The 22,029-nt window shown below is 65.7% G+C and carries 20 protein-coding genes; 3 read left to right on the top strand and 17 right to left on the bottom strand.

Annotation, left to right across the window (positions count from 1 at the left end; translation table 11 throughout):
* Positions 1 to 28 precede the first annotated feature (28 nt).
* Genes I6I07_RS19840 through I6I07_RS19830 form a run of 3 tightly spaced genes read right to left on the bottom strand, consistent with a single transcriptional unit; the run spans position 29 to position 2,744 of the window.
* Positions 29 to 1,066, bottom strand: coding sequence for a branched-chain amino acid ABC transporter permease (locus I6I07_RS19840; RefSeq protein ID WP_054487154.1), 1,038 nt, complete (start codon positions 1,064 to 1,066; stop codon positions 29 to 31).
* A gap of 2 nt (positions 1,067 to 1,068) precedes the next feature.
* On the bottom strand, positions 1,069 to 1,947 hold the full coding sequence (locus tag I6I07_RS19835; protein WP_198483367.1) for a branched-chain amino acid ABC transporter permease: 879 nt from the start codon (positions 1,945 to 1,947) through the stop codon (positions 1,069 to 1,071).
* The gene (locus tag I6I07_RS19830; RefSeq protein ID WP_420094592.1) at positions 1,947 to 2,744 is read right to left on the bottom strand and encodes an ABC transporter ATP-binding protein; all 798 of its coding nucleotides are present in this window, start codon (positions 2,742 to 2,744) and stop codon (positions 1,947 to 1,949) included. Before I6I07_RS19830 ends, I6I07_RS19835 begins: the two co-directional genes overlap by 1 nt.
* A gap of 257 nt (positions 2,745 to 3,001) precedes the next feature.
* Between I6I07_RS19830 and I6I07_RS19825 the strand changes: the two genes are divergently transcribed.
* On the top strand, positions 3,002 to 3,805 hold the full coding sequence (locus tag I6I07_RS19825; protein ID WP_198483365.1) for an enoyl-CoA hydratase/isomerase family protein: 804 nt from the start codon (positions 3,002 to 3,004) through the stop codon (positions 3,803 to 3,805).
* A 21-nt stretch (positions 3,806 to 3,826) separates the two neighbouring features.
* Here I6I07_RS19825 and I6I07_RS19820 read toward each other — a convergent pair whose 3' ends face one another.
* From I6I07_RS19820 to uvrB, 12 genes are all read right to left on the bottom strand, one after another.
* Positions 3,827 to 5,929: a TonB-dependent siderophore receptor gene (locus I6I07_RS19820; protein WP_232625664.1), complete on the bottom strand. Its 2,103-nt coding sequence runs from the start codon at positions 5,927 to 5,929 to the stop codon at positions 3,827 to 3,829.
* A gap of 222 nt (positions 5,930 to 6,151) precedes the next feature.
* The gene (locus I6I07_RS19815; RefSeq protein WP_006395858.1) at positions 6,152 to 7,042 is read right to left on the bottom strand and encodes a methylglyoxal synthase; all 891 of its coding nucleotides are present in this window, start codon (positions 7,040 to 7,042) and stop codon (positions 6,152 to 6,154) included.
* A gap of 103 nt (positions 7,043 to 7,145) precedes the next feature.
* On the bottom strand, positions 7,146 to 7,340 hold the full coding sequence (gene iscX / locus I6I07_RS19810; RefSeq protein ID WP_006395859.1) for a Fe-S cluster assembly protein IscX: 195 nt from the start codon (positions 7,338 to 7,340) through the stop codon (positions 7,146 to 7,148).
* Positions 7,340 to 7,681, bottom strand: coding sequence for an ISC system 2Fe-2S type ferredoxin (fdx, locus tag I6I07_RS19805; RefSeq protein WP_006395860.1), 342 nt, complete (start codon positions 7,679 to 7,681; stop codon positions 7,340 to 7,342). Before fdx ends, iscX begins: the two co-directional genes overlap by 1 nt.
* Positions 7,682 to 7,690: 9 nt before the next feature.
* Positions 7,691 to 9,553, bottom strand: a complete 1,863-nt coding sequence (hscA, locus tag I6I07_RS19800; protein ID WP_198483363.1) for a Fe-S protein assembly chaperone HscA — start codon at positions 9,551 to 9,553, stop codon at positions 7,691 to 7,693.
* A gap of 72 nt (positions 9,554 to 9,625) precedes the next feature.
* Positions 9,626 to 10,138, bottom strand: coding sequence for a Fe-S protein assembly co-chaperone HscB (gene hscB, locus I6I07_RS19795; protein ID WP_006395863.1), 513 nt, complete (start codon positions 10,136 to 10,138; stop codon positions 9,626 to 9,628).
* Positions 10,139 to 10,141: 3 nt separating this feature from the next.
* Positions 10,142 to 10,465, bottom strand: a complete 324-nt coding sequence (gene iscA, locus I6I07_RS19790; protein ID WP_006395864.1) for an iron-sulfur cluster assembly protein IscA — start codon at positions 10,463 to 10,465, stop codon at positions 10,142 to 10,144.
* A gap of 2 nt (positions 10,466 to 10,467) precedes the next feature.
* Positions 10,468 to 10,872 (bottom strand): Fe-S cluster assembly scaffold IscU, encoded by a 405-nt coding sequence (iscU, locus tag I6I07_RS19785; RefSeq protein ID WP_006386173.1) that lies wholly within the window; start codon positions 10,870 to 10,872, stop codon positions 10,468 to 10,470.
* 33 nt (positions 10,873 to 10,905) lie between these two features.
* Positions 10,906 to 12,117 carry an IscS subfamily cysteine desulfurase gene (locus I6I07_RS19780; protein WP_006395865.1) on the bottom strand — a complete coding sequence of 404 codons (1,212 nt, stop codon included), beginning with the start codon at positions 12,115 to 12,117 and terminating at the stop codon, positions 10,906 to 10,908.
* An 18-nt stretch (positions 12,118 to 12,135) separates the two neighbouring features.
* The gene (iscR, locus tag I6I07_RS19775; protein ID WP_035360559.1) at positions 12,136 to 12,678 is read right to left on the bottom strand and encodes a Fe-S cluster assembly transcriptional regulator IscR; all 543 of its coding nucleotides are present in this window, start codon (positions 12,676 to 12,678) and stop codon (positions 12,136 to 12,138) included.
* 193 nt (positions 12,679 to 12,871) lie between these two features.
* The gene (locus I6I07_RS19770; RefSeq protein WP_006386176.1) at positions 12,872 to 13,363 is read right to left on the bottom strand and encodes a low molecular weight protein-tyrosine-phosphatase; all 492 of its coding nucleotides are present in this window, start codon (positions 13,361 to 13,363) and stop codon (positions 12,872 to 12,874) included.
* 248 nt (positions 13,364 to 13,611) lie between these two features.
* Entirely contained in the window at positions 13,612 to 15,738 is a 2,127-nt protein-coding gene (gene uvrB, locus I6I07_RS19765) for an excinuclease ABC subunit UvrB (RefSeq protein ID WP_232625663.1), read from the bottom strand.
* A gap of 77 nt (positions 15,739 to 15,815) precedes the next feature.
* Here uvrB and I6I07_RS19760 point away from each other — a divergent pair, with 77 nt between their 5' ends.
* On the top strand, positions 15,816 to 17,015 hold the full coding sequence (locus I6I07_RS19760; protein ID WP_198483362.1) for an amino acid aminotransferase: 1,200 nt from the start codon (positions 15,816 to 15,818) through the stop codon (positions 17,013 to 17,015).
* A 160-nt stretch (positions 17,016 to 17,175) separates the two neighbouring features.
* Positions 17,176 to 17,826, top strand: coding sequence for a transcriptional repressor LexA (gene lexA / locus I6I07_RS19755; RefSeq protein ID WP_162876245.1), 651 nt, complete (start codon positions 17,176 to 17,178; stop codon positions 17,824 to 17,826).
* A gap of 109 nt (positions 17,827 to 17,935) precedes the next feature.
* Here the strand turns inward: lexA and lon are convergent, their stop codons facing one another.
* Both lon and clpX read right to left on the bottom strand, forming a co-directional pair.
* A complete protein-coding gene (gene lon / locus I6I07_RS19750; protein WP_006395870.1) occupies positions 17,936 to 20,386 on the bottom strand; it encodes an endopeptidase La in 2,451 nt (816 codons plus the stop codon).
* Positions 20,387 to 20,636: 250 nt separating this feature from the next.
* Positions 20,637 to 21,935, bottom strand: a complete 1,299-nt coding sequence (gene clpX / locus I6I07_RS19745; protein ID WP_198483361.1) for an ATP-dependent Clp protease ATP-binding subunit ClpX — start codon at positions 21,933 to 21,935, stop codon at positions 20,637 to 20,639.
* Positions 21,936 to 22,029 lie beyond the last annotated feature (94 nt).

Genomic DNA, 22,029 nt, shown 5'->3' with positions numbered 1-22,029 from the left:
GGTTCTCTTGGGAATACGCGGCCGCCGTCTAGGTGCGGAATGGCCACAGATGGAAGTAGCGGCGCACGCGGCGCCAGATTTCCGCGAGCCCGTGCGGCTCGAAGATCAGAAAGCCCACGATCAGCAGGCCGAACACGATGGTGCGCACCGGCGAAATCAGGCGCAGCGCGTCGCCCCCCACCGGCAGCCAGCCCACCACCAGCTTGAGCAGTTCGGGCACCATGGTCATGAACACGGCGCCCAGGATGGAACCCAGGATCGAGCCCATGCCGCCCACGATGATGGCCGCCAGGAAAAAGATCGACATGATCAGCGGAAAGCTCTCCGGCGTGACCACGCGAAAGAAATACGCCCACAATCCGCCCGCCACGCCGGCGTAGAACGACGACAGCCCGAACGACAGCAGCTTGTAGCGCAGCAGGTGGATGCCCAGCACCTCGGCCGAGATGTCGCGGTCGCGGATCGCGATGAAGGCGCGGCCGATGCGGGTGCGGAACAGGTTGGCCGCGCCCAGCACCATCAGCGCCGTCAACGGCACGATCAGCCAGTAGATCTTGAACGACGTATCCAGGTCGATTCCCAGCAGCCGCGCCGGCGGCACCTGCAACCCGCCCGTGCCGCCGGTGAAGGCCCAGTTGGCGAACACGAAGTGCGCGATGAACGAAGCCGCGATGGTCGAGATCGCCAGGTACAGCCCCTTGACCCGCAGCGACGGAATCCCCACCAGCAGCCCGCCCAGCATCGCCACCACGCCGGCGCCCAGCAGGTTGAGCAACACCGGCGTGCCCAGCCGCAATTCCATCACCGCCACGGTGTACGCGCCCAGCCCCATGAACGCGGCCTGCCCCAGGCTCACCAGCCCGGTGTAGCCGGTCAGGATGTTCAACCCCGTGGCGCTGGCCACGTTGATCGCCACCAGGCACGCCAGGTACAGCCAGTAGGCGTCGGCCACGAACGGGAACAGCGCCAGCGACGCCGCCAGCAACGCCAGCCACAGCCGCTGGGTTGTTGTGTCGAACAGCGCCTCGTCGGCCCGGTAGGTCTCTTTCGCGGTCGCGATGCGCATGGCTACAGCCTCTCGATTTCGCGCGTGCCGAACAGCCCGTAGGGCCGCATCATCAGCACCGCCACCAGCACCACGAAGGTCGCCAGCAGTTTGTATTCGCCGCCCAGGTAGGCCCCGGCCCAGGCCTCCAGCAGCCCGATGAAGATGCCCCCCACCAGCGCCCCCGCCACGCTGTCCAGCCCGCCAACGATCACCACCACCAGCACCGACAGGCCGAACACGCCCATCGACGACGAGATGCCGCCGATCGCCCCCACGATCACCCCCGACACCGCCGCGATCGCGCCCGCCGCCGCCCACGACAGCGAGAACACGCGCGGCACGTTGATGCCCATCGCATACGCCGCCCCCTGGTCCGACGCCGTGGCGCGCAAGGCGACGCCGCCGCGCCAGTAGCGGAACACCACCAGCACCAGCAGCACCAGCGCCAGCGCCACCCAGAAGCCGTAGAACACCTTGGGCGCGACGAACGCCTCGCCCACCATCACCGGCGCGCGCGGCATGAATTCCGGCAGGCGGCGCTGGTCCGCGGTCCAGATCAGCTCCACCACGCCCACCAGGATCGACGCCAGTCCCACGGTGATCATGAACACCGAGATCGGCGATTCGCCCAGCATCGGCCGGATCGTCACGCGCTCGACCACCGCGCCCAGCACGGCCGACACCGCCACCGCCCCGGCGATCGCCGCCCACACTGGCCAGGCCATGCCGGCGGCAAACGCATAGAACACATAGGCGCCCATCATCAGGAATTCGCCGATGGCGATGTTCACCACCCGCGTCGCCTTGTAGACGATCACGAACGCCAGCGCCGCCAGCGCATACAGGCCGCCGCTGCCCAGCCCGGCCAGCGTCACCTCCAGGAAGAACAGGCCGTCCATCAGGCCGCCTCGCGCAGCCGCCGGCGCAGGTCGCCGACGTCGCCCGCGCCCAGGTAGGCCTTGATGACCTCGGGATCGGCCTGCACCGCGGCCGGCGTGCCATCGGCGATCACCTGGCCGAAGTTCAGCACCACCACGTGGTCCGACAGGTCCATCACCATGCCCATGTCGTGCTCCACCATCAGCACCGTCACGCCCCACTCGGCGCGCGCGTCGAGGATGAAGCGCGCCATGTCGTCGGTCTCCTCGCGGTTCATGCCCGCCACCGGCTCGTCCAGCATCAGCACCCTGGGCTGCATCGCCAGCGCCCGCGCCAGTTCCACCCGCTTGCGCAGCCCGTACGACAGCGCCGCCACCGGAGCATGGCGGATGTGGTCGATCTCCAGGAAGTCGATGATGCGTTCTTCGATGTCGGCGCGCAGCGCCATCTCCTCGCGCCGCGCCCGCCCCAGGTACAACAGCGCGTCCAGCACGTTGGTGCGCAGGTGCGCGTGACGCCCCAGCTTGATGTTGTCCAGCACCGTCATGCCGCGAAACAGCGCGATGTTCTGGAAGCTGCGCGCCAGCCCCAGCCGGGCGCGCTCCGGCGCCGCCATGCGCGTGATGTCGCGGCCCATGAAGCGGATGGCGCCCGCGGCCGGCCGATAGAAACCCGAGATGGTGTTGAACAGCGAGGTCTTGCCCGCGCCATTGGGGCCGATGACCGTGGTGATGGATCCGGGCGCCACGCGAAAGCCCACGCCCGTGAGCGCCTTGACCCCGCCGAACGCCAACGTGACCCCATCCACCTCCAGCAACGGAGGGCTGTCGGATTGATCCACCTTTGTCTCCTCGCTGTTGTCGCGAAGCTGTTTTTCTAATGGCGGTGAATCAGCGTAGCCCCGAGGCAGGCGATGCGGCGAACCTGTCTTTACCTACGCTGTACAGCGCCGGAAAATCGTTCTATGCGTTACGCTTGCGTGGCGGACGGCAACCGAGCAAGCGCTTGGTTCCGACCATAGCATCGTGGTTTTTGGATCGAAAGTTGGTATTTACCCGATAACGGAGACAAGCCATGAACCCACCCCTGCCCGTCTTTCCAACCCTCTTGCTGGAAGCCGCCGACGGCATCGCCACGCTGACGCTGAACCAGCCCGCCACGCTCAACGCCATCGACGTCGCCATGGCGCGCGACCTGCAACGCGCTGCCCAGTGGCTCGATACCCGCGCGGACCTGCGCGTGGTGCTGCTGCGCGGCGCCGGCAAGGCCTTCTGCGCCGGCGGCGACATCACGCTGTTCGAAGGCGACGTCAACGCGGTGCGCGGCAAGCTGCTCGACCTGTTCACGCCGCTCAACGATTTCGTCGCGCACGTCGCCCGCATGGACAAGCTCTGGCTGGCGCAGATCCACGGCGTCGCCGCGGGCGCCGGCCTGTCGCTGGTACTGGCCTGCGACCTCGCCATCGCCGACGCCGAAACGCGCTTCATGACGGCCTACCTGAAACTCGGCGCCACGCCCGACGCCGGCATGACGCATGGCCTGAACCGCCTGCTCGGCCCGCGCCGCGCGCTCGACCTGCTGTTGCGCCACGACGCCTTCGGTGCCGCCGACGCATTGGCCTGGGGCCTGCTCAACCGCGTCGCCGACACCGGCCTGCTCGCACAGCAGGCCGAGGCCTACGCCGGCCATCTCGCCAGCCACGCGCCGCACGGCATCGCCGGCGCCAAGCACCTGCTGCGCGGCGCGGCGCACGCTTCGCTGGAAACCCAGCTGGCGGACGAAACCGCCTGCTTCCTGGAAACCGCGCGGCGCGAGGACTTCGCCGAAGGCGTGCGCGCCTTCCGCGAAAAACGCGCGCCGCGCTTCCAGGGCCGGTAAAGCGCGAGCGCGGCGTCCGCGTCAGAACTTGTACGTGACGCTGGCGATCGCGCTGCGGCGCGCGCCGTACCAGCAATCGCCGCGCGACAGGCACGTGGCCAGATAGGTCTTGTCGGTCAGGTTGTTGACGTTCAAGGCATAGCGCCAGTGGTTGGTCTCGTACGCCATCATGGCGTCCACCAGCCACACCGGCGACAGCTTGGGCCCGTCGCCATCGCGGAACGCCGCCATCCAGCGCGTGCCCGCGCCCACCGTAAAGCGCCCGTCCAGGTTGTCGAGCGCGAAACGGTAGCGGCCCCATGCCGCGGCCTGGTGGCGCGGAATGCCTTCCAGCTTCGGATCCAGGTCGATGTAGTTGTAGTGCGCGATCACGTCGAACGACGACGTCAGCTGGCCGCGCCATTCCAGTTCCAGCCCGCGCGTGCGCGTCTTGCCGGTCTGGATGTTGTTCAACGCCGCCGTCGGATCCGGCACCAGGCGGTTCTGCTCCCGCAGGTCATACACCGACGCGGTCGCCAGGTGGCCGCCATCGGCGGACTGGTACTTGACGCCCGCCTCCCATTGCTTGCCGCGCAGCGGCTTGTACAGCTCGGGCACCGCGCCATCGGGCGTGTTGCGCGTGGTGCTGGCCACCGGCGTGAACGACTCGCTGTAGCTGACGTACGGCGACCAGCCGTTGCTGGCGGCGTACATCAGCCCGAACCGCTTGGTGGTGGCCTGCGCCTTGTCCACCTCGCCGCCTTCGAGCTGGCTGCGCGCGCGGTCGTACCGCAGGCCCGCCGTCACGATCCAGTGCTGGCCGATCTTCATCTGGTCCTGCAGGTAGAGGCCGGTCTGGCGCTGCGTGAAGCGCGGCTCGCCGGTCAGCTCGGGGATGTAGCCATTGCCATACACCGGCGCATACGCGTCGATCGTATCCGTGCCGCTTCCGCTCTGGCGGTCACGCCGGTAGCGCGACCAGTCCAGCCCCAGCAGCAGCTTGTGCGTCACGGCGCCGGTGCTCACCTCGCCCGTCAGGTGCTGGTCCAGCGTATCCATGCGCACCTTGGTGATGGAATCGTCGGCGTAGCGGCCGATGATGCGCTGGTTGATCGGATCCTCCGCCCAGCCGCCAGGCACGGAGAACGAATCCGCATAGTGCGTGAAGTACGTCACCTTGTTGTTGGCGTGCCGGAAGCCCTGGCTGAACGACCACTTGTCGTTGAACTGGTGCTCGAACAGCCAGCCGAAGCTGCTGCGCTCGGAATCGTAGCGGTCATGGCCCGGCTCGCCGATGAAGCGATAGGTCGGAATCATGCCGTTCGGATTGGGCGTGCGCATGCCCGACCACGGCATGAACTGCGCGGTCGAGCCCGACTTGTCCTTCTGGTAAAGCGCCTGCAGCGTCAATGACGTGGCCGCGCTGGGGCGCCACGTCAGCGACGGCGCCACCAGCGTGCGGTCGTCCGGCACGTGATGCACCTGGGTATCGGCATCGCGCTGCAACGCCACCAGCCGGTACAGCCACTGGCCGTCCTCGGTGACGGGCCCGGTCAGGTCGATCTGCGCCTGCTTGCGCCCATGGTTGCCCAGCTGTATCCCGACTTCGCGCTGTGTCTCCGCCAGCGGCCGCTTGCTGACCATGTTGATGAGGCCACCCGTGCTGCCCTGGCCATACGTCATGGCCGCCGGCCCGCGCAGCACCTCGATGCGTTCCAGCATGTACGGATCGGGGCGGGTCGTGCTGGTGTAGTAATCGAACGCCTGGCGCATGCCGTCCAGGTAGACGTCGACATCGGTCCCGCGCACCCGCACGCTGTCGCTGCGCGAATCCAGGCCGTAGGCGTCGGAGCGCACGCCGGCCGCATAGCCCAGCGCCTCCTGCAGGCTGGTGGCGCCCTGGTCCACGATCTGGTCGCGCGGCACCACGGTGATCGACTGCGCCGTCTCGTTCAGCGGCGTGTCCGTCTTGGTGGCGGTGGCCGAACGCGTGGCGGCGTAGCCCAGCACCGGGCTGGTCGCCGTCTCCGCGCTGCCTTCCACCTTGACCGACGGCAACGTGGTCGGTTCGACGGGCGCGGACTGCGCGACCAGCGCGGCCGGCAGCAGGCTCAACGCCGCCGCCAGGCTGGCGCGGCGGGACATGGCAGGATCAAACATCGACGTGGCTCCCCTTGATGAATTTTGAAGAGCCAGATGTTAATGTTTCTCGTTATTGAAATCGTTCCTTTTCCCTACAAAAGGAAAGACTTCCCCTGTTTACAACACGCCGCCCACGGGCAAAACGCCCCAAACGTCCCTCCCCCATCAGGGAAAACGACAAGAAAAAAGGCGCCCCACAGGGCGCCTCGACAACACGCAACCGGGTCAACCGCGCCCGGCGCGCAACTCCACCGCCTTGGCCCAGCGCCGCGCCACCGATGGCGAGGTCGCGCAGGTGGCCGACTCCGTCACCACGCGCACCGCGCGTTCGAGCAGCTGGATATCGGCCTCATGCTGGCGCGCCACATGGGGATCTTCGAAGAAGATGACGCGCTGGCACTGGTGCTCCAGCACCAGTTCCGCGATCTGCGCATCGCCGCCCAGCGGACCGCTCAGGTAGCGGTGCACCCACGGCGTGTCCTTGGGCCAGCCGCGCGACCAGGCCAGTTCGTTCAGGCGGCCGCCGGTGGTGCCGGTGGCCACGCGCCGCGCGAATTGCGACAACACGTCGAAGTGCTCGGCGGCGAACGCCACCATCTCGTCCTTGAGCGCATCGTGCGCGATCAGCGCCAGCGTCTGGCCGGTGTAATTGAACAGCCGCGACGCCGCCATGTCCGGCGCCAGGCCCGCATGCACGCGCTCGACCTCCATCCACTCGATGGCGCCGGCCAGCGTCGAGATGAACGGCCGGCCATGCGTGATGCACTGGCGCTTGAGCGCCAGCGCCTCGGGAAAGATCGACGACGGGTCCACCGGATCGATCAGGTAGATCGCGCCATCGAACGGCTCCTGCCCATCGCGGCCCTCGGTCACGCGCGCTACCAGCTTCATCAGCCCGCCTTCGCGGCCATACGGATAGCGGATCAGGCCGGAATAGCCTTGCAGCATGCCCTCGCGCACGATGGCATCGTGGGTGCGGCCCACGGTATGCAACTGCACGCCCAGTTCGCGGATGGTGGACGAACAGGCCCGCAGCCAGGTGAACAAGGCGGCGTCGGGCGATTCATGGTGCAGCCGGTTGGCGGCCAGGCCAAAGCGCAGGGGAGCAGCGGGCATCGGTAGACTCAGGGCAAGGACAACGAAGAGAGCCTTGATGATACCGCGCGTGCGTGGCCTCAATGCAAAAAACGCTCCCCGAGGGGAGCGTTTCGCGCCAGGATCAGTCGGCCTCGTCGATCCAGGCCATCTGGATGGCCTCCAGGATCTTCTCGCCGCTGCGTTCCGGATCATCATTGAAACCGGGCAAGGCCAGCACCCATTCGCGCAGTTGCGTGAAGCGCAGCGTCTTGGGGTCGACATCCGGATGCGTATCGGCCAGCGCCTCGGCGATCTGGTAAGTATCGGTCCACTTCATCAATGGCCCTCTTTCGCGTGGTTGATGGTGTACTTGGGAATCTCCACCGTCAGGTCGGCGTCCGTCACCAATGCCTGGCATGACAGGCGCGAGGTCGGCGTCAGGCCCCAGGCCTTGTCCAGCAGATCCTCTTCGTCGTCGGTCGCGTCTTCCAGTGAAGCATAGCCCTGCTTGACCACCACGTGACAGGTCGTACACGCGCACGACAGTTCGCAGGCGTGCTCGATGTCGATGTGGTTGTCCAGCAGAACGCGGCAGATCGACACGCCCTTGGGCGCGTCCTCGATCACGGCGCCCTCGGGGCAGTAGTCGGGATGAGGCAATACGGTCAGTTTCGGCATAGCTTCTTATCAGGCGATTTCGTCAAGTTTGCGGCCGGCCAGCGCGGCGCGGATGCTGCGGTCCATGCGGCGCGCGGCGAATTCATCGGTCGCGGCCGACAGCGCCTCGACCGTGGCCTTCACCGCGTCCACGTCCTGCGCCTCCTGGGCGCGGGCGGCCGCCTGCAGGCATTCATCGACCCGTTGGCGTTCCTCGGCGTTCAGCAGGTCGCCGTCCACCGCCAGCGCGGCCTGCACCGATTCGACCAGCTGGCGCGCTTCCACCTGCTGCTCGCGCAGCATGCGGGCGCGGGCATCGTTGTCGGCCTGCGCCACGCTATCGGCCAGCATGCGCGCGACTTCGTCATCGCTCAGGCCATACGAAGGCTTGACCGACACCGCCGCTTCCACGCCCGTGCTCTGCTCGCGCGCGGTCACGCTCAACAGGCCATCGGCGTCCACCTGGAACGTCACGCGGATGCGCGCGGCGCCCGCCACCATGGGCGGAATGCCGCGCAGTTCGAAACGCGCCAGCGAACGGCAATCCGTCACCAGGTCGCGCTCGCCCTGCAGCACGTGGATGCTCATGGCCGTCTGGCCATCCTTGAACGTCGTGAATTCCTGCGCGCGCGCCACCGGAATGGTGCTGTTGCGCGGAATCACGCGCTCGACCAGCCCGCCCATGGTTTCCAGGCCGAGCGACAGCGGCGTAACATCCAGCAGCAGCCAGTCCTCGCCCGGCGCGCGGTTGCCGGCCAGCAGATTGGCCTGCAGCGCGGCGCCCAGCGCCACGACCTGATCCGGATCCAGATCGGTCAGCGGCTCGGTGCCGAACATCTCGCCGACCGCGGCGCGCACCACCGGCATGCGCGTGGCGCCACCCACCATCACCACGCCGCGCACGTCGGCCGGTTTGAGGGCGGCGTCGCGCAGCGCCAGGCGCGCGCTGTCCAGCGTGCGCTGCACCAGCGGCTGCGCCAGCGCCTCGAACTGCGCGCGGGTCAGCGTGTGGTCGATCACCTGGCCATTGGCCAGCGTCAGCGTCAGATGGGCGTCCTGCGCATCCGACAGCGCTTCGCGCGCCGCGCGCGCCGCCATCAGCAGGCCGCGCCGGTCGGCGTGCGTCAGGTCGGTGGCGCCCGCGGCCGCCACCACATGGTCGACGATGAGCGAATCGAAATCATCGCCGCCCAGCGCGGTATCGCCGCCGGTCGAGATCACTTCGAACACGCCCTGCGTCAGCCGCAGGATGGAAATATCGAAAGTGCCGCCACCCAGGTCATAGACGGCGTACACGCCTTCGGCGGCGTTATCCAGGCCGTAGGCGATCGCCGCGGCGGTCGGCTCGTTCAAGAGGCGCAGCACGTTCAGGCCAGCCAGGCGCGCCGCGTCGCGGGTCGCCTGGCGCTGGGCGTCGTCGAAATAGGCCGGCACCGTGATGACGGCGCCCACCAGGTCGTCGCCCAGCACGTCCTCGGCGCGCTGGCGCAGCACCGCCAGGATCTGCGCCGACACTTCCACCGGGCTCAGGTCGCCCTGCACGGTACGGATGCGCACCATGCCGGGCGCATCCACGAATTCGTAGGGCGCGCGCGAGGCCCGCGCCTCTTCCAGCGAACGGCCCATGAAACGCTTGACCGACACCACCGTGTTCAGCGGGTCCTCGGCCTGTTGCGCCAGGGGTTCGCGGCCCGTCGTGACCTTGCCGCCGGGGAAATAGCGCACCGCCGAGGGCAGCAGCACGTGGCCCTGCGCATCGGGCAAGACTTCGGCAACGCTGCTGCGCACCGCGGCAACCAGGGAATTGGTGGTGCCCAGGTCGATCCCCACCGCCAGCTTGCGCTGGTGCGGCGCGGGCGATTCACCGGGCTCGGATATCTGCAATAAGGCCATGATTGTTTTTTCTACTCAGTAGGCGGCGAAGTCCGGGTCGCCCCGCGGCCGGGCCTTGCCCGGCCCCGTTGGCTAGGAATCGGGATGGGCGTGGGCCAGCTCTTGCGCCAGCTTCTCCACGAACATCCATTCCCGCACCTTCAGACCCGCGGCGGCGTAGTCGCGCTGTTCGTCCAGCAGGCGTGTCAACGCGGCGCGCATCTGCTGGCGGGCTTCCTCCAGCTCGGTCCGCAGCGTCGCCAGGACGCCGGCGTCGTCGCGCGCGTCGTCCATCATTTCGCGCCAGGTCATCTGCTGCATCAGGAAAGCCGTGTCCATCGACGTGTTGCTCTCGGTCTGCAGATCCACGCCAGCCTGCTCGCACAGATAGCGCGCCCGCAACAGCGGATCGCGCAACTGGCGGTAGGCCTCGTTGGCGCGCGCCGCCCACTGCATGGCCACGCGGCGTTCCGCGGGGCTGGCGGTGGCAAAGCGGTCGGGATGCACCTGCGCGGCGACGGTGCGCCACGCCGATTCCAGCGCCTGAGCGTCCAGGTCGAAACGTGACGGCAAGCCGAACAGGCTGAAGTGATCGTCTCCAGCCAAGACTTACACCGTGAACGACTCGCCGCAGCCGCAGGTCGCCTTCTCGTTGGGGTTGCGGAACTTGAAGCCTTCGTTCAGGCCTTCGCGGGCGTAGTCGAGCTCGGTGCCGTCCAGGTAGGCCAGGCTCTTGGGATCGACGAACACCTTCACGCCGAAGCTCTCGAACACCTGGTCTTCGGGCGCCACATCGTCCACGTACTCCAGCTTGTAGGCCATGCCGGAACAACCCGTCGTCCTAACGCCGAGGCGCAAGCCGATCCCCTTGCCGCGCTTTTGCAGATAGCGGCCGATGTGGGTGGCGGCCTGTTGGGTCAGGGTAACGGACATGTTCAGCTCGCAACAGCTTCGGCCGGAACCGAATGCTTTTCCTTGTAGTTCTGCACGGCGGCCTTGATCGCGTCTTCGGCCAGGATCGAGCAGTGCACCTTCACGGGCGGCAGGGCCAGTTCTTCGGCGATCTGCGTGTTGCGGATGTTCATCGCTTCGTCCAGCGTCTTGCCCTTGACCCATTCGGTCACGAGTGAGCTGGAGGCGATGGCCGAGCCACAGCCGTAGGTCTTGAAGCGCGCGTCTTCGATGACGCCGGCTTCGTTCACCTTGATCTGCAGCTTCATGACGTCGCCACAGGCCGGCGCGCCGACCATGCCGGTGCCCACCGAGTCGTCCGACTTGTCGAACGAACCGACGTTGCGCGGGTTTTCGTAGTGATCCAGGACTTTGGTGCTGTAAGACATGTTAGTTCTCCACGTATTCTTTGGCTCGGGCGCTCAGTGCGCGGCCCACTGCACGGTATTCAGATCGATGCCTTCCTTGGCCATTTCCCACAGCGGCGACATGTCGCGCAGCTTGCCGACACGGCTCTTGAGCAGTTCGATGGTGTAGTCCACTTCCTGCTCGGTGGTGAAACGGCCCAGCGTGAAGCGGATCGAGCTGTGCGCCAGCTCGTCGTTGCGGCCCAGGGCGCGCAGCACGTAGGAAGGTTCCAGGCTGGCCGAGGTGCAGGCCGAGCCACTCGAAACGGCCAGTTCCTTGATCGCCATGATCAGGGACTCGCCTTCGACATAGTTGAAGCTGACGTTCAGGTTGTGCGGCACGCGGTGGTCCATGTCGCCGTTGAGGTAGACCTCTTCGATCTGCGACAGGCCGGCCCAGAGGCGATCGCGCAGCATGCGGATGCGCTCGTTCTCGGTGCCCATTTCTTCACGGGCCAGGCGGAAGGCCTCGCCCATGCCGACGATCTGGTGCGTGGCCAGCGTGCCCGAGCGGAAACCGCGCTCGTGGCCACCGCCGTGCATCTGCGCTTCGATGCGCACACGCGGCTTGCGACGCACGTACAGCGCGCCGATGCCCTTGGGGCCGTAGGTCTTGTGGGCCGAGAACGCCATCAGGTCGACCTTCAGCTTCTGCAGGTCGATCTCGACCTTGCCGGTGGCTTGCGCGGCGTCGACGTGGAAGATGATGCCCTTCTCGCGGCAGATCTCGCCCAGGGCTTCGATGTCCTGGATGACGCCGATTTCGTTGTTCACCATCATCACCGACACCAGCACGGTGTCGGGACGCAGCGCCGCCTTGAAGACGTCCAGGTCGATCAGGCCGTTGTCCTTGACGTCCAGGTAGGTCACTTCAAAGCCCTGGCGCTCGAGTTCACGACAGGTGTCGAGCACGGCCTTGTGCTCGGTCTTGATGGTGATGATGTGCTTGCCGCGCTCGGCGTAGAAGTTGGCGGCGCCCTTGATGGCCAGGTTGTCCGACTCGGTGGCGCCGGAGGTCCAGACGATTTCGCGCGGATCGGCGTTCACCAGCTTGGCGACTTCCTCGCGGGCACGCTCGACGGCGTCTTCGGCTTCCCAGCCGAACGAGTGGCTGCGCGAAGCGGGGTTGCCGAAGCTTTCGTACAGCCAGGGCACCATCTTTTCGACGACGCGCGGGTCGACGGGGGTCGTGGCCGAGTAGTCCAGGTAAATCGGGCGGGTGGTCATATCTACAACTCCTACTGCTTATACGGTGGCATTGGCCGCGACGGTGGTGGTCGGGGCGTTGGCGGCGTTGTTGGTGCCTCCCACCCGATTCACGCGTACCGCGCAAGCCTGCGCTTGATTGTTGGCTTCCTGCAATTGGCGCACGCGCTGCTGATCAACCAGATCTTGCAGCGACACCGAATCCAGGTAATCGACCATCTTGCGATTCAACGTGGCCCACAGCTCATGCGTCATGCACTTGCCAGGCTTGCCGTCGTTGCCGCTCGTACAGTCCCGCTTGCCGCCGCAGCTGGTGGCGTCCAGCGGTTCGTCGACGGCGAAGATGATGTCGGCCACGGTCACGTTGCGCGCCAGGCGGGCGAGCGAGTAACCGCCGCCGGGGCCGCGCACGCTGTCCACGAGTTCGTGGCGGCGCAGTTTCCCGAACAGCTGTTCCAGATAGGAAAGCGAAATATTCTGACGCTGGCTGATGGCCGCAAGAGTGACCGGGCCGCTATGCTGCCGCATAGCCAGATCGATCATGGCAGTCACGGCGAAACGCCCTTTGGTAGTTAGCCGCATGGTGAATTCCCTGTGATTCGGCAATGGCCGTCGGCGAATCCGGCGGTCAATACCCGAGTAATTGGCTCAAGTATAGCAAATTCCCGAGTAATTTGGTATGACTCCCGGCTAGAAAAAAACCGCGCTGTCGCGCGGTTCTTTTCACTGCCAATCGCCAAGCCGCCCTACAGGGCGCGCCGGCGCACAGGAGGCCTCAAGCCGCCTGGTATTGGGTGGCGCGCTTGCGGACCAGCTCGAGCACGCCCTGACAGGCGTCTTCGAGGTAGTCCAGCACCTTGCCGAAACCGTCGGCGCCGCCGTAGTAGGGATCGGGCACGGTGGCTTCTTCGAACTCGTTGGCGAAGCGCATCAGCAGCATCAGTTTGTGCTGGTACGCCTTGGGGCACTGCTGCTGCATGGCGGACAGGTTGTCCCAATCCATGGCGAGGATGAGGTCGAAGTCGCGGAAGTCTTCCGCGGTGACCTGGCGAGCCTCGCAGTGCGTGATCTCGTAGCCGCGCTTGCGCGCTGCGGCCTGCGCCCGGGCATCAGGCGCCTCGCCGATGTGAAACGCGTGCGTGCCCGCGGAGTCGATGCGAACCACATCGCCCAAACCCGCGTCGTTCACCAAATGGCGAAACACGCCCTCTGCGCTCGGCGAGCGACAGATATTGCCCATGCAAACGAAAAGTACCTTGGTCATCATGGGAGTAAGTGTGCGGGAAAACCCGAGATAAGGCAAGCTTTTTTTGCGTTTTCGCCATCCGTTACAAGCCAGCTCGCCGCCTTAAATAATGCTAATAAATCATATAGTTAACAACTATATTTGAGGCTTCGCGGAAGGCCCCGGATGGATCATTTGCGCAAATTTCGGACGTCCGCTGACAACATGATGACTTTTCCCAATATTCAGCACGTTGTCAGCGAATAGATACATTTAGATACTGACGAACTTCATACCGCGCCATCCAGCAGCACCCGCTGCTTGAGCGCCGTCAGGGCGTCGCGGGCGGCGGCGGCCTGCTCGAACTCGAGGTTGCGAGCGTGATCCATCATCAGCTTTTCCAGGCGCTTGATCTCGCGCGCCAGGGCCTTTTCGTCCTTGAGCAATTCGGCCGGGACCGCGGCTTCCAGCGCATCGTGCTGCACCGGGGCGACGATGCCGTCGATCAGCTCTCGCACGGCCTTTTGCACGCCGCGGGCGGTGATGCCGTGGTCGGCGTTGAATTGCAGCTGCTTGGCGCGGCGGCGGCTGGTTTCCTCCATGGCGCGCTGCATCGAATCGGTGATGCGGTCGGCGTACAGGATGGCATGGCCGTTCAGGTTGCGCGCGGCGCGCCCGATCGTCTGGATCAGGCTGCGCTCGGACCGCAGGAAACCTTCCTTGTCGGCATCCAGGATGGCCACCAGCGACACTTCCGGAATGTCCAGGCCCTCGCGCAGCAGGTTGATGCCCACCAGCACGTCGAACGTGCCCAGGCGCAGGTCGCGGATGATTTCCACGCGCTCGACCGTGTCGATGTCGGAGTGCAGATAGCGCACCCGCACGCCGTGCTCGGTCAGGAAGTCGGTCAGGTCCTCGGCCATGCGCTTGGTCAGGGTGGTGACCAGCACGCGCTCGCCCAGGTCCGTGCGCACCTTGATCTGTCCCAGCAGGTCGTCGACCTGCGTGCGGGCCGGCAGCACCTCGACGATCGGGTCGACCAGGCCGGTGGGCCGCACCACCTGCTCGACCACGTTGTCGGCATGTTCCTTTTCATACGCCGCGGGCGTGGCCGACACGAACACGCATTGGCGCATGCGGGCCTCGAACTCCTCGAGCTTGAGCGGCCGGTTGTCCAGCGCCGACGGCAGGCGGAAGCCATACTGCACCAGCGTTTCCTTGCGCGAGCGGTCGCCCCGGTACATGGCGCTGAGCTGGCCGATGGTGACGTGGCTCTCGTCGATGAACATCAGCGCGTCACCGGGCAGGTAGTCGATCAGCGTGGGCGGCGGCTCGCCGGCCGCGGCGCCCGACAGGTGGCGCGAGTAGTTTTCGATGCCCTTGCAGAAACCCAGTTCCTGCAGCATTTCCAGGTCGAAGCGGGTGCGCTGCTCCAGGCGCTGGGCCTCGACCAGGTGGCCGTCGTCGATGAAGCGCTTGGTGCGCTCGCGCAGTTCTTCCTTGATGGTCTCGATGGCGCGCAGCACCGTGTCGCGCGGCGTCACGTAGTGCGAGCCGGGGTAGACGGTGAAGCGCGGCAGCTTCTGGCGAATGCGGCCGGTCAGCGGATCGAACAGCTCGAGGCTTTCGATTTCATCATCGAACAGCGTCAGGCGCAGCGCCAGCTCGGCGCTTTCCGCCGGGAAGATGTCGATGGTCTCGCCGCGCACGCGGAACGCGCCGCGCGTGAATTCGGCGTCGTTGCGGGTGTACTGCATGGCCACCAGCCGCGCCAGGATCTCGCGCCGCGAGATCTGGTCGCCGGCGCGCAGGATCAGCACCATCGCGTGGTAATCGCCCGGATTGCCGATACCGTAGATACACGACACCGTGCCGACGATGATGGTGTCGCGGCGTTCCAGCAGGCTCTTGGTGGCCGACAGGCGCATCTGCTCGATGTGCTCGTTGATCGACGAGTCCTTTTCGATGAACAGGTCGCGCGTCGGCACGTAGGCCTCGGGCTGGTAGTAGTCGTAGTACGAGACGAAGTACTCCACCGCGTTCTTGGGGAAGAACTCGCGCATTTCCGCGTACAGCTGCGCCGCCAGCGTCTTGTTGGGCGCCAGCACCAGCGCCGGCCGCCCCAACTGGGCGATGACGTTGGCCATGGTGTAGGTCTTGCCCGAGCCGGTCACGCCCAGCAGGGTCTGGTACATGAGGCCGTCCTGCACGCCCTGGATCAGTCCGTCGATGGCGCCCGGCTGGTCGCCAGCGGGCGGATACGGTTGATACAGGTGGAACGGGCTGCCGGGGTAATCGACGAACCCCGGGCCTGGGGCCGCCGCGGCAGCGCCAGGGGCCCTATCGGGCGCCCCGTCGGTGACGGAGCCAACGGCTGCGGCACCCGCCGCGCTCGGGTCTATTGCGCTCTTAGGCATGCTAGACTGTTCCCAGGGTAAACCCCCCATTATCCACAGCACTTCCGACTGCGTCCACTCACCCTCAGCAGAGTCCCATGAGCACCCTTTTCGATTCCGTCGAACTCGCGCCGCGCGACCCCATTCTTGGTCTGAACGAACAATACAACGCGGATACCCGCCCCGGTAAAGTCAATCTGGGCGTGGGCGTGTACTACGACGACCAGGGTCGCATTCCCCTGCTGGGCGCCGTGCGCAAGGCGGAAATCGCCCGCATCGAGGCAGCCGCCGCCCGCGGCTACCTGCCGATCGAAGGCATCGCCGGCTACAACCAGGGCGCGCAAGCCCTGCTGATCGGCAAGGATTCCCCGCTGGTCGCCGCCGGCCGCGTCCTGACCACCCAGGCCCTGGGCGGCACCGGCGCGCTCAAGATCGGCGCCGACTTCCTGCGCCAGCTGCTGCCGACCTCCAAGGTCCTGATCAGCGATCCCAGCTGGGAAAACCACCGCGCGCTGTTCGAACGCGCCGGTTTCGAAGTCGGCACCTATGCCTACTATGACGCCGCCACCCGCGGCCTGAACTTCGACGGCATGCTGGCCGCCCTGAAGGCCGCGCCGGCCAACACCGTGGTCGTGCTGCACGCCTGCTGCCACAACCCGACCGGCGTCGACCCCACCTTCGACCAATGGCAGCAGATCGCCGCGGTCGTCAAGGAAAACAAGCTGGTGCCGTTCCTGGACATCGCCTACCAGGGCTTCGGCGAGGGCCTGCGTGAGGACGCCGCGGTCGTGCGCCTGTTCGCCGACCTCGACCTGACCATGTTCATCAGCTCGTCGTTCTCGAAGTCGTTCTCGCTCTACGGCGAGCGCGTCGGCGCCCTGACCGTCGTCTCCGGCAGCAAGGACGAAGCCGTCCGCGTGCTGAGCCAGCTCAAGCGCGTCATCCGCACCAACTATTCCAACCCGCCCACCCACGGCGGCACGATCGTCTCCACGGTGCTGAACTCGCCCGAGCTGTTCGCCATGTGGGAAGAAGAACTCGGCGGCATGCGCGACCGCATCCGCCTGATGCGCAAGCAGCTGGTCGACAAGATCAAGGAACACGGCGGCAAGCAGGACTTCAGCTTCGTGCTGCAGCAGCGCGGCATGTTCTCGTACTCGGGCCTGACCTCGGCCCAGGTCGACCGCCTGCGCGAAGAGCACGGCGTCTACGCCGTCTCCAGCGGCCGCATCTGCGTCGCCGCGCTCAACAGCGGCAACATCGACCAGGTGGCCAAGGGCATCGCCGCGGTGCTGTAAAGCGCCCCGCCGGCCTGCGCCAGCCCCAGACGGGACCTTCGGGTCCCGTTTTTATTGCCCGCTCGGTGGCCGCGCCCGATCCGCGCTTGCTTTTTTGCGTTATGTCCCCCAGAATGCTGCTGTATATATGTACAGTCCGACTCACCAACGGATCATCACCATGGCCAGCAAACTCACTGATCGTCAACAGCAAATCCTGGACCTCATCCGGCAAACCGTCGCGCGCACCGGCTTTCCGCCCACCCGCGCCGAGATCGCCCAGGCCCTCGGATTCCGCTCGCCCAACGCGGCCGAAGACCATCTGAAGGCGCTGGCCCGCAAGGGCGCCATCGAGCTCACCGCCGGCGCCTCGCGCGGCATCCGCCTGAAGGACGCCTCGCCCGCCCAGACCCAGGCGCCGCTGCCCCTGCCCGGCCTGGCGCAGTTGCTGCTGCCGCTGGTGGGCCGCGTGGCCGCTGGCAGCCCGATCCTGGCGGCCGAGCACGTCGAGCGCGAGATCGGCGTCGATACCAGCCTGTTCGCGCAGACGCCCGACTACCTGCTCAAGGTGCGCGGCATGAGCATGCGCGACGCCGGCATCCTCGAAGGCGACCTGCTGGCCGTCAAGAAGGCGTCCGAGGCTCGCAACGGCCAGATCGTGGTGGCCCGGCTGGGCGACGACGTCACCGTCAAGCGCCTGCAGCGCCAGAACGGCCGCATCGAACTGCTGCCCGAGAACCCCGACTTCAATGTCATCGTGGTCGAAGCCGACCAGGAATTCGCGCTGGAAGGCATCGCGGTCGGGCTGATCCGGCCGCACACGCTGCACTGATTTCCCCGCTTGTTCCGGCGCCGGCTAGATCGCCGCGCCAAAAAGAAACCCCGCGCAAGCGGGGTTTCTTTTTGAAGGCCGCCCCTTGCGGGGCGCCTCGGGCCAGGCATCAGTGCTTGAGCACGGGATCCGTCGAGCCCGGTTCCGCCGGCTTGGCGACCAGCGGTTCCTTGACCGCTTCGTCTTCAGCCAGCGGCTCCGGCAGGCGTTCCAGGGCCAGTTCCAGCACCTTGTCGATCCAGCGGACCGGCACGATCTCGAGATGGTTCTTGACGTTGTCCGGGATCTCCGCCAAATCCTTGACGTTTTCTTCCGGGATCAAGACCGTCTTGATGCCACCGCGGTGGGCGGCCAGCAGCTTTTCCTTCAGGCCGCCGATCGGCAGGACTTCGCCACGCAGCGTGATCTCGCCGGTCATGGCGACGTCGGCGCGCACCGGGATACGCGACAGGGCCGACACCATGGCCGTGGTGATCGCGATACCGGCGGACGGACCGTCCTTGGGCGTCGCGCCTTCCGGCACGTGCACATGCATGTCGTGCTTCTCGAACACGCTGTCGGCAAAGCCCAGGCGACGCGCCCGCGAGCGCACCACCGTGCGGGCCGCCTCGACCGATTCCTTCATCACGTCGCCGAGCGAGCCGGTGCGTTGGATCACGCCCTTGCCGGGCATGTCCGCCACTTCGATCGTGAGCAGGTCGCCGCCGACTTCCGTCCAGGCCAGGCCGGTCACCTGACCGATCTGGTTTTCCTTTTCGGCCATGCCGAAGGTGTAGCGGCGCACGCCGAGGTAATCGCTGAGGTTGTCGCCCGTGACATTGACCGGCTTGAGCTCGAAGGTCTTGCCTTCGGCCTTGGCGCGATCGCTCTGGGTCAGCAACTGCTTGATCACCTTGCGGCAGATCTTGCCCACTTCGCGTTCGAGCGCACGCACGCCGGCTTCGCGGGTGTAGTAGCGCACGATGTCTCGCAGCGCGCTGTCATCGACGGTCAGCTCGGTATCCTTGACGCCGTTGTTCTTCATCAGCTTGGGCAGCAGATGGTCGCGGGCGATGTGGATCTTTTCTTCCTCGGTGTAGCCGGACAGGCGGATCACTTCCATGCGGTCCAGCAGGGCCGGCGGAATGTTCAGCGTGTTGCTGGTGGCCACGAACATGACGTCCGACAGGTCGAAGTCGACTTCGATGTAGTGGTCCTGGAACGTGTGGTTCTGTTCCGGGTCCAGCACTTCGAGCAGCGCCGACGAGGGATCGCCGCGGAAATCCATGCCCAGCTTGTCGATTTCATCGAGCAGGAACAGGGGGTTGCGCACGCCGACCTTCGACATGTTCTGGACGATCTTGCCGGGCATCGAGCCGATGTACGTACGACGGTGGCCGCGGATCTCGGCTTCGTCGCGCACGCCGCCCAGGGCCATGCGCACGAACTTGCGGTTCGTGGCCTTGGCGATGGACTGGCCCAGCGAGGTCTTGCCGACCCCCGGAGGACCGACCAGGCACAGGATCGGCGCCTTGACCTTGTCGACGCGCTGTTGCACCGCGAGATATTCGAGGATGCGTTCCTTCACCTTCTCCAGGCCGTAGTGGTCGTTGTCGAGCACGGTCTCGGCGTTGGAGATGGAGTTGTTGATCTTGCTCTTCTTCCTCCAGGGGAGGTTGATGAGCGTATCGATGTAGTTGCGCACCACGGTGGCTTCGGCCGACATGGGCGACATGAGCTTGAGCTTCTTGAGCTCGGCATCGGCCTTCTTGCGTGCCTCCTTGGGCATGTGCGCGGCGATGATCTTCTTTTCGAGCTCCTCGATGTCGGCGCCCTCTTCGCCCTCGCCCAACTCCTTCTGAATGGCCTTGACCTGCTCATTCAGGTAGTAGTCGCGCTGGCTCTTTTCCATCTGCTTCTTCACGCGGCCGCGGATCCGCTTCTCGACCTGGAGGATGTCGATTTCGGTTTCCAGCTGCGTGAGCAGACCTTCGAGGCGCTCGGAGGTGCCGACGATCTCGAGCATCTTCTGCTTCTGCTCGAGTTTCAGCGGAAGATGCGCGGCGATCGTGTCGGCCAGGCGACCGGCGTCATCGATGCCGGCGAGCGAGGTCAGGATCTCCGGGGGGATCTTCTTGTTGAGTTTTACGTATTGCTCGAACTGGGCGACGATCGCGCGGCGCAGGGCCTCGGTCTCGGAGCCCTGGACGGCGTCCGGCTCGATCGGGGTGACCTGGCAGGTGAAGTGCGAATCGGCGTCCTCGATGCTGTTGATACGGGCGCGCTGGGTGCCTTCGACCAGCACCTTGACGGTGCCGTCGGGCAGCTTGAGCATCTGCAGGATGCCGGCAACGCAGCCGATCTCGTAGACGTCTTCGGGAGTGGGATCATCCTTGCCGGCGGATTTTTGGGCCACAAGCATGATGCTCTTGCCCGCTTCCATCGCAACCTCGAGCGCGCGGATGGAGCGCGGACGGCCGACGAACAGCGGGATGACCATGTGCGGGAACACCACGACGTCGCGCAGTGGCAGCAGGGGAAGGTCGATCGGGTCGGAAGGCAGGGTCTGGCTGGCAGACATAGGAGGTTCCTCGGTATGACTCGGCGTATCGGGGACAGGATGACCGGGTATACCCGGACAGCCCCGTCGGTTACGTCTGTTATGGGAACAATAGCCGAAAATTCAAGGTCCCGGCGGCCGGATAAACAAAACGGCAAAAAAATCGGCGGCCGGTATCCCGTTTTATTGGACACACCCTGGCAGTGTGCGTTCAATCAGGCGCCGGAGACAAAAAAACCCGTTACGGAAACGGGTTTTTTTGAAATATCCGTCAGGCCGCGGCGTCGCGGACTTCCCCGCGCTCCGGCTTTTCGGCCGTCCCCTCTTCGTCGGCGTAGATCAGCAAGGGCTTGCCCTCGCCGTCGATCGCGCCTTCGTCGAGCACCACGCGCTTGACGTTGCCTTGCGACGGCAGGTCATACATGGTGTCGAGCAGGGCCTGCTCGATGATGGAACGCAGGCCACGGGCGCCGGTCTTGCGCTTGAGCGCCTTGCGGGCGATGGCCTTGAGTGCGGCGGGACGCACGTCCAGCTCGGCGCCTTCCATGGCGAACAGCTTCTGGAATTGCTTGAGCAGGGCGTTCTTGGGCTCGGTGAGGATCTGCACCAGGGCGGCCTCGTCGAGCTCGTCCAGCGTGGCGACCACCGGCAGACGGCCCACCAGTTCGGGGATCAGGCCGAACTTGATCAGGTCTTCGGGTTCGACCTCGGAGAACAGCTCGCCCACGCCGCGCTCGGACTTGGCGCGCACCGCGGCCGAGAAGCCGATGCCGGACTTTTCGGTGCGGTCGCGGATGACCTTTTCCAGCCCGTCGAAGGCGCCGCCGACGATGAACAGGATGTTGGTCGTGTCGACCTGGACGAAGTCCTGGTTGGGGTGCTTGCGCCCGCCCTGCGGCGGCACCGAGGCCACCGTGCCTTCGATCAGCTTGAGCAACGCCTGCTGCACGCCCTCGCCCGACACGTCGCGGGTGATGGACGGGTTGTCGGACTTGCGGGAAATCTTGTCGATTTCATCGATGTAGATGATGGCGCGCTGCGCCTTCTCGACTTCGTAGTTGCAGTTCTGCAGCAACTTCTGAATGATGTTCTCGACGTCCTCACCGACGTAACCGGCTTCGGTCAGGGTGGTGGCGTCGGCCATGACGAACGGCACATTCAGCATGCGCGCGAGGGTCTGCGCCAGCAGCGTCTTGCCCGACCCGGTGGGGCCGATCAGCATGATGTTGCTCTTGGACAGCTCGACTTCGTCGCCCTTGATCTCGCCGTGGCGGATGCGCTTGTAGTGGTTGTAGACGGCCACCGCCAGCATGCGCTTGGGCGAGTTCTGCCCGATCACGTACTGGTCGAGGAACGTCTTGATTTCAGCCGGAGTGGGCAGCTCGGAACGAATCGCCGCGCGCGCGGTCGCCTGCGCTTCCTCGCGGATGATGTCGTTGCACAGGTCGATGCATTCATCGCAGATGAATACGGACGGACCCGCGATCAGCTTGCGGACTTCGTGCTGGCTTTTATTGCAAAACGAGCAATGCAGCACTTTAGCGTCTGCCGATCCCTTTTTTTCTGGCATATGTATTCGTATCTCAGGTAAAGAAGCGCCGGACCGGGTGAAGGGCCCGGCGCTTACTCAAACATGGCAACAGCGGGTGGGACTCAACCGGGAA

This window comes from Achromobacter deleyi (assembly GCF_016127315.1).
GTDB classification, from domain to species: domain Bacteria; phylum Pseudomonadota; class Gammaproteobacteria; order Burkholderiales; family Burkholderiaceae_B; genus Achromobacter; species Achromobacter insuavis_A.
The sequence above is the reverse complement of the archived record's forward strand: the minus strand, read 5'-3'. Positions and strand labels throughout refer to the sequence as shown.